The sequence below is a fragment of the Hydrogenibacillus schlegelii genome (assembly GCF_001653195.1).
Lineage (GTDB): Bacteria > Bacillota > Bacilli > Thermicanales > DSM-22653 > Hydrogenibacillus > Hydrogenibacillus schlegelii.
The window spans coordinates 1-6,077 of the sequence record NZ_JXBB01000033.1; the positions used below are offsets into that span (position 1 = coordinate 1).

10 protein-coding genes and 2 pseudogenes are annotated in these 6,077 nt (G+C 58.7%); 10 read left to right on the forward strand and 2 right to left on the reverse strand.

Features of this window, described 5'->3' with window-relative positions:
- Positions 1-246 (forward strand): annotated as a pseudogene (locus tag SA87_RS14425) (hypothetical protein); the annotation flags it as partial.
- A 90-nt stretch (positions 247-336) separates the two neighbouring features.
- Here SA87_RS14425 and SA87_RS08490 read toward each other — a convergent pair.
- Positions 337-609 (reverse strand): response regulator transcription factor, encoded by a 273-nt coding sequence (locus SA87_RS08490; protein WP_082718048.1) that lies wholly within the window; start codon positions 607-609, stop codon positions 337-339.
- Positions 610-1,112: 503 nt separating this feature from the next.
- Between SA87_RS08490 and SA87_RS08495 the strand changes: the two genes are divergently transcribed.
- The 9 genes and pseudogenes from SA87_RS08495 (at position 1,113) to SA87_RS08525 (ending at position 4,848) form a co-directional block, all read left to right on the forward strand.
- The gene (locus SA87_RS08495; RefSeq protein ID WP_066202013.1) at positions 1,113-1,394 is read left to right on the forward strand and encodes a transposase; all 282 of its coding nucleotides are present in this window, start codon (positions 1,113-1,115) and stop codon (positions 1,392-1,394) included.
- A 188-nt stretch (positions 1,395-1,582) separates the two neighbouring features.
- Positions 1,583-1,651, forward strand: a pseudogene (locus tag SA87_RS14430) (hypothetical protein); the annotation flags it as partial.
- Positions 1,652-1,711: 60 nt separating this feature from the next.
- Positions 1,712-2,179, forward strand: coding sequence for a DDE-type integrase/transposase/recombinase (locus SA87_RS08500; RefSeq protein ID WP_169816942.1), 468 nt, complete (start codon positions 1,712-1,714; stop codon positions 2,177-2,179).
- Between the two features lie 156 nt (positions 2,180-2,335).
- Positions 2,336-2,890 (forward strand): GNAT family N-acetyltransferase, encoded by a 555-nt coding sequence (locus SA87_RS08505; RefSeq protein WP_066202017.1) that lies wholly within the window; start codon positions 2,336-2,338, stop codon positions 2,888-2,890.
- Between the two features lie 117 nt (positions 2,891-3,007).
- Positions 3,008-3,346, forward strand: a complete 339-nt coding sequence (locus tag SA87_RS08510; RefSeq protein WP_066202019.1) for a transposase — start codon at positions 3,008-3,010, stop codon at positions 3,344-3,346.
- A gap of 6 nt (positions 3,347-3,352) precedes the next feature.
- Positions 3,353-3,559 (forward strand): DDE-type integrase/transposase/recombinase, encoded by a 207-nt coding sequence (locus SA87_RS08515; RefSeq protein WP_066202021.1) that lies wholly within the window; start codon positions 3,353-3,355, stop codon positions 3,557-3,559.
- A gap of 123 nt (positions 3,560-3,682) precedes the next feature.
- Positions 3,683-3,985 carry a hypothetical protein gene (locus SA87_RS08520; RefSeq protein ID WP_156516520.1) on the forward strand — a complete coding sequence of 101 codons (303 nt, stop codon included), beginning with the start codon at positions 3,683-3,685 and terminating at the stop codon, positions 3,983-3,985.
- Complete coding sequence (locus SA87_RS14435) at positions 3,979-4,182, forward strand: hypothetical protein (RefSeq protein WP_409359805.1); 204 nt, start codon at positions 3,979-3,981, stop codon at positions 4,180-4,182. Before SA87_RS08520 ends, SA87_RS14435 begins: the two co-directional genes overlap by 7 nt.
- 24 nt (positions 4,183-4,206) lie before the next feature.
- Entirely contained in the window at positions 4,207-4,848 is a 642-nt protein-coding gene (locus SA87_RS08525) for an ATP-binding protein (protein ID WP_066202024.1), read from the forward strand.
- Positions 4,849-4,904: 56 nt separating this feature from the next.
- Here the strand turns inward: SA87_RS08525 and SA87_RS08530 are convergent, their stop codons facing one another.
- Entirely contained in the window at positions 4,905-5,885 is a 981-nt protein-coding gene (locus SA87_RS08530; RefSeq protein ID WP_066202026.1) for an ATP-binding cassette domain-containing protein, read from the reverse strand.
- Positions 5,886-6,077 lie beyond the last annotated feature (192 nt).

Below are 6,077 nucleotides of genomic sequence, written 5' to 3' on the forward strand. Positions count from 1 at the left end.
CACGGCTTAAGCCGTGCTCGAAGCCGTGGCTTGGAAGCGATGCAAGAGCAAGCCATCCTGACGGCTGTAGTGCAGAATCTCAAACGATTAAGCCGGTATGTGCGGAAGCGCCCACAGACCGGGAGTTCCGTGTGCCTCAAACCGGCATACGAAAGGCTCACAAGGGGAGTGGCCGCATTTTTGACGGTTCTATTCGTTATGACGTCACACCTCGTCGGGCGAAGATGGTCGATCCAGTGGACTTAATTCACCAGCCTTTTAAACTAGATTTCGCTCTTATGTCGTCCACTTGGACGACAAAAGCTTCAGAGTCAAAATTTACCCTCATCCGTTTCCTCATCGAGTAAAACGATCGATAAACATTAAGATCGACTTCACTCCCGGTTCAATTCCCAACTTCTCGGCGATGCGGGCGAGGTGCGTCTTGATCGTCGACCGGCTAAGATGGAGCTTCCGGGCGATCTCCCCGGTGCTTGCGCCGGCAGCCAAAAGTTCCAGAACCTCTTCGATCAGCCAGATCGCGTATCCGTACGGATATCGATACGTCGAAAAGAATAAGCCCACATAGCCAAGCGGCTCCTCCCCAAACGGTACCGCGACGGTCCACATCTTTTGAACTGCGGACAGCTGTGAACCGTGCCGACTACAGCCCGAATGCGGCCCGAGCGCTTCGCCAGAACAAAAGCAGTGAGGCCATATGACGCCTCGTCGAGCGCATCTCCGGGATTGAACTTTGGAAATGCGCCGAAGGGCAACGACCGTGCGCCTTCGTCTGCGTGTTCCCCGCCTCTTCCATCAAGAGCCGGATGCATGACCAAAGCGACGCGGAGATCGGAATCCGTGACGATGATGAGCCCGACGTCGGGCAAGAACATTCCAAGCGTTTCGTAACGCCGATACCGTCGGCGAAGGCAAGCGATGAACGAAAAGAGGCGTCCCCTGTTATGTATCTTTGTTTCCTTTTTACCAAAGTCAGCGCGAGATGTAAATACCTCAAACGAGGTATTTTCCCTCGCCAGCGCCCCACCCTTTCATCTTCCCTGTCATGCGCCCCTCAGACTGGACAAATGCTGAAGCTATGTTGTATCCTTCTGTCAAAGGAGGGGCGACTCGTGAAACGCACAAAATCCATCCCCGGATCCATCAAATTCAAAGCGGCTTTGGAACGGATCAAAGGCGAAAAAACGCTCGTCGAACTCTCCCGGGAATACGGCGTTCATCCGAATACCCTCTTGAAGTGGAAGCAAACCCTCCTGGAAAAAGGCGCTGAGCTCTTTGAACCCCCGAACAAAGAGCAGGAATACCAGAAGCGCATTCGTGATTTGGAACAGCTCCTCGGCAAAAAGGAGGTCGAAATCGCGCTCCTAAAAAACTTCCTCGGGCAGGGGAGCTAGATCAACTTCCGCTTCAGGAGCGCATCCGTCTGGCGCAAGAGGCGCTGGCCAGGCGGCTGGCTCCCCTGCCGGTTCTCCTCAAGACACTTCGCATTTCACGAGCGACGTGGTATTACCAGAAAAAGCGAGAGGAGACCGAAAAGAGACGGGCTCTGGCAGACGAAGCGCTCAAAGCTGAGATCGAAGCCATCCTTCGGGAACATCCGGAGTCCGGCGATCGCCGCCTCGAGGCCGAGCTTCGGCGATGGGGAATGGTCGTCAATGGAAAGCGGGTCCGTCGTCTTCTCCACACGTTTGAGCTTTCCCTCACGCGAAAGGTGAGAAAACCGAAGCCCAATCCGCTGCTCGAGACGGTCGTTCTGGCCAAGGAACGGGTGAATCTCGTCGCCGGCCTTCTTTCCGAACGGGAGCCGGACGCTTTCGAGGTACTCTACACCGATTTCACCCCACTCGTCTATGGCGGCGGGAAGGTTTGGTTTTTGCCGATTCTGGACCATCGGACCCGCATGGTGATCGGATATGCCATCTCTTTCTCGCCGGATGTTCGGACGGCGCTTCAGGCTTGGGAACGCGCCAAAGCGTTCATCCTGACCCAAAAGAGGGAGCGCCCGAAAGCCATCGTCCATCACGATCAGGGCGGCGCCTTTTTGAGTCACGCGTGGGTCGGTCATCTGCACGGATCCGGTACTACAACGAGCATCGGCTGCATTCAAGCCTGCGGTCACAAAACGCCCCAAGAAATGCTCAAAGAAGCCCTAAGCACAAGCAAGGTCTACATTACATAGGGAGACCGAACAAAGTGTCTAATTCAAGGGGCGCGGATCCGTAAGCTGTGGCCGGCAGCCCTTCCCATCTATCGGTAGGGATTGCATGCACGTACCATGCTTGTGTGATTGGCAATCTCCTTGCGGGTTCAAGGGAAACTCGGAGGGAAATCCGCCATGGCACTCCTTGTACGGCCTGCCCGGCCGGATGATGCTACAGCCATCGCACGGGTTCAGGTGGCGACTTGGCGTAGTACATACCGCGGTCTCATTCCAGATGAGTACCTGGACAACATGGAAGAGGAACCTCGCGCTTCCCAATGGCGAGATGTGATCTCCCGCGATGCAGGAGCGGCGAATCAACCGTTCGTCATTGTGGCTGAGGACACCGGGCGAGGTGTGGTTGGCTTTGCCGCTGCCGGCCCCGAGCGACGCGGTGACCCGCATTTCCACAGCGAACTGGGTGCGATCTACATCCTAAAAAAGTACCAGCGCCAAGGAATCGGTAGACGGCTGGTCCGAGAGGTCGCACAGCGGTTACTTCAACGGGGCTTTAACACCATGCTGGTCTGGGTTCTTGCGGAAAACCCTTGCCGCCACTTCTACGAGGCCCTTGGAGGCCGCCTGTTGCGAAGCCAACCTATTACAATCGGCGGCAAGACGCTGGAAGAGTGGGCATACGGGTGGGACGATATCCGGCACCTAGCCGGACACACCGGCACACGCTTGTAGCGACCGGTCGTAAAATCCACCACGAAGGCCAGATGAAAATTCCCCCGCCCCACCGAATTACAGACACCGAATCCCCGGCAAGGATGAGGTGTCTGCATCATGATAGGAGCGAGGGAAATGTTTTACATCGAGGAGTTGTACGCGAAACTGCGCAGCATCCGGGAGGTCGCCCGGAGGACCGGTCACGACCGCAAGACGGTGCGCAAGTCCATTTACGCACAGGAACTGCCTCGTTACAAGCCCCGGCCGCCGCGTCCGTCCAAGTTGGACCCCTTCAAGCCATCCCTGGTGAGCCGCATCGCCGAAGGGACGTTGAACTGCAACGTCCTGCTGGACGAGATTCGCGCCCTGGGGTACACTGGCGGGAAGAGCATCCTCAAGGCCTTTGTTGCCCAGTACCGGGTGCCCCGTGCCGCACAAGCGGTTCAGCGTTTCGAAACGTTGCCTGGCCAGTAGGCCCAGGTGGACTGGGCGTACTTCCGGGATGAGGATGAGCGCGGCCGGCGGCAGACGGTGTACGCCTTCGTGTACCTGCTGAGTTTTTCCCGCTTCATGGACGTCGAGTTCACGGAATGGATGGACCTGGATACCCTGCTCCGGTGTCTCTTGAACGCCTTCGAAGCCTGTGGTGGCGTGCCGAAGGAGGTTCTGTTCGACAACATGAAGTAGGTCGTCCTGGGACATAACGAAAGGGGTGAGGTCGAGTGGCATCCCCGGATGGCCGACTTTGCTGCGCTGGTCGGTTTCCAACCCAAGGCCTGCCGCCCGTGGCGGGCCCCGACCAAGGGCAAGGTGGAACGGCTCATCCGGTACGTGCGGGAGAATTTCTGGCCCGGCCGGCGGTTCACGAACCTGGCGGACCTGTACGAACAGGCTCAAGCGTGGTGTGCCCGGGCCAACCGGCGGGTCCATGGGACGACAGGTGTCGTTCCGGCGGAGCAGCCGGCCCGCGAGCCCCTGCAGCCGGTACCGGAGCGGCAGCGGCTGGAGCACATGCTGGTAGAAGCCCGCAAGGTGAGCCGGGACCGTTCGTTTCCTGGGGCGGTTACCGATACGGCGTTCCCTGGCATTGGGCGGGGGCGCAGGTGGTGGTGAAGGAGCGGGGCGCGTACGTGGAAATCTGGACGGCCACGGGAGACCATTGCATCGACCGCCACCCGCGTTCTCTGCTCCCTGGCACCGTCGTACGCATTCCGGACCCGTATGCCGGACTGCCGCTGAACGGACCCGTCCGGCGTCCGGAACCGGTCGCCCGGCGCATACCGGACCCGGAGGCCGCTGGTCGTCCATGAGGCTCCGGTCGGAGGCGAGGCCCGATGATCGCCCTGGAGAGGGCCCGGCAGTACCTGGAGCAGCTGAGCTTGAGCCACGCGGCGGCGGTTCTCGAAAGCCGCCTGGAGGCAGCGGCCACGCAGGAGATGACCGATGCCGATTCCCTGGCGGATCTGCAGGATGCGGAGCTGGCCGTTCGTCGGGAACGGTCCTTGAAGGCTCGCATTCGCCTGGCGCATCTCCCCTTCCACAAGACCCTGGACCCGTTCGACTTTGCCTTCCAGTCGTCCATCGATGAGCGCCAAATTCGGGAACTGGCCACCATGGCGTTTGTGGCCAACGCGACCAACGTCCTGTTCCTGGGGCCGCCTGGCGTGGGGAAGACACACCTGGCTGTCGCTCTGGGGCTCGCAGCCATCGAGCAGGGCCTGGCCGTGTACTTCGTGACGGCCTATACCCTCGTCCAGAACTTGCGCCGAGCCCATCCCGAAAACCGGCTGGAGAGACGGCTACGGGTGTACACCGCGCCCCGGCTGCTCATCATCGACGAACTGGGCGACCTGGCCCTGGACTCGCTGGAGGCGACGCTATTCTTCCAACTCGTAAGCGCGTGGTGGGTGCCTTTGAATCCCGGACCGGGGGATTTTTCGAGTGGCCAGAATGGGGGATTTTTAAATCGGCCTTGACAAGGGGGGCAAATTCATTTTTATTTTGCTTAAAATAACCGACTTTTTCAGGGAAACTAGCTAACTAACGAGAGCCGCCCATCGGAGATTTCCACGACTCTTTCAAAGCCGCATATCCCTTCGATCCGGTGCGACACCAAGATCACGGTGCTGCTTTGGAGCTCGTTCTCGATCAAGTTTGCGAAGATCTCCACGGCTTCCCTGTCAAGCGCCGAGTTGACCTCATCGTAAATCATCACCGGTTTCTTGTTCATGAGCGAGCGGGCGATGAGCAGCTTCTGCTTCTCCCCGCCCGAAAACCTGGCGCCGAAATCTCCCGGGCGTTTGTGAAACAGGTCCTCCTCGTCCTCAATGAGTGTGTTCAGCTTGAGAAGGTCGACGAGCCTCCAGATCGCGCCGATGTCGCAAGACTCGCGCGGGTAGATCATGTTCTCGTAAATGCTCCGGTCGAACAGCTCCATATGCTGGGAGTAGTAGCCGATGTCGGCAGCGCCGTGCAAGTACTTGCGGTTGTACAGCACGCGCCCCTGGTCCGGGTTTAGGAGCCCGGCGATCAGCTTGACCAACGTCGACTTCCCGCTGCCGTTCTTGCCCACGATAAGTAGCTTCTCCCGCTGACGGATATCGAAAAATACCTGCTGGAGCACGGGCTCGCCTTCCTTGTAGGAAAAGGATACGTCCTCGACGGCGATGATCACGGGATCGGGGAGCGAGACAACTTGGACCGGACGGATCCGGGGCGGGTCGCCGTAACCGATTTTCCTGAGAGAGACATCGAGTCTTCCCAGGAGCTCCAGGAAGGCGAGGAACCGCTTGCCGAATCCGGCGAGGTGAAAAGCCGAATAGATGAGAATCAACACAAGCGAAGCGTCGAACGACCCGCCCGGCCTGAGGGTGAAGCCCGCGGCCACGACGGCGACCGTGCCGAGCGTCATCCACAGCTGCGTGATGAGATGGGAATGGTCGATCTGCTTCTGCTGGTTGAAGTAGGCTTCCCGCTCCTTATTCAGCATCTTATCGAAATTGCGGTTCTCCAAGGAGATCGATCCCGCGGAGAGTAAGTCGTGTCCGGTATCATGTGTAAAAACGGATGGTCCAGGTGACATAAAATGAGCCATCCGGCCCTCTTTGGTAGAATGTGAGACGGAGAAGAAACCACTTCACCAGGAGGGATACCGGATGGCTCAGTACCAGATTACCGTGGACGACGAGATTTTGGAAGGCCTCTT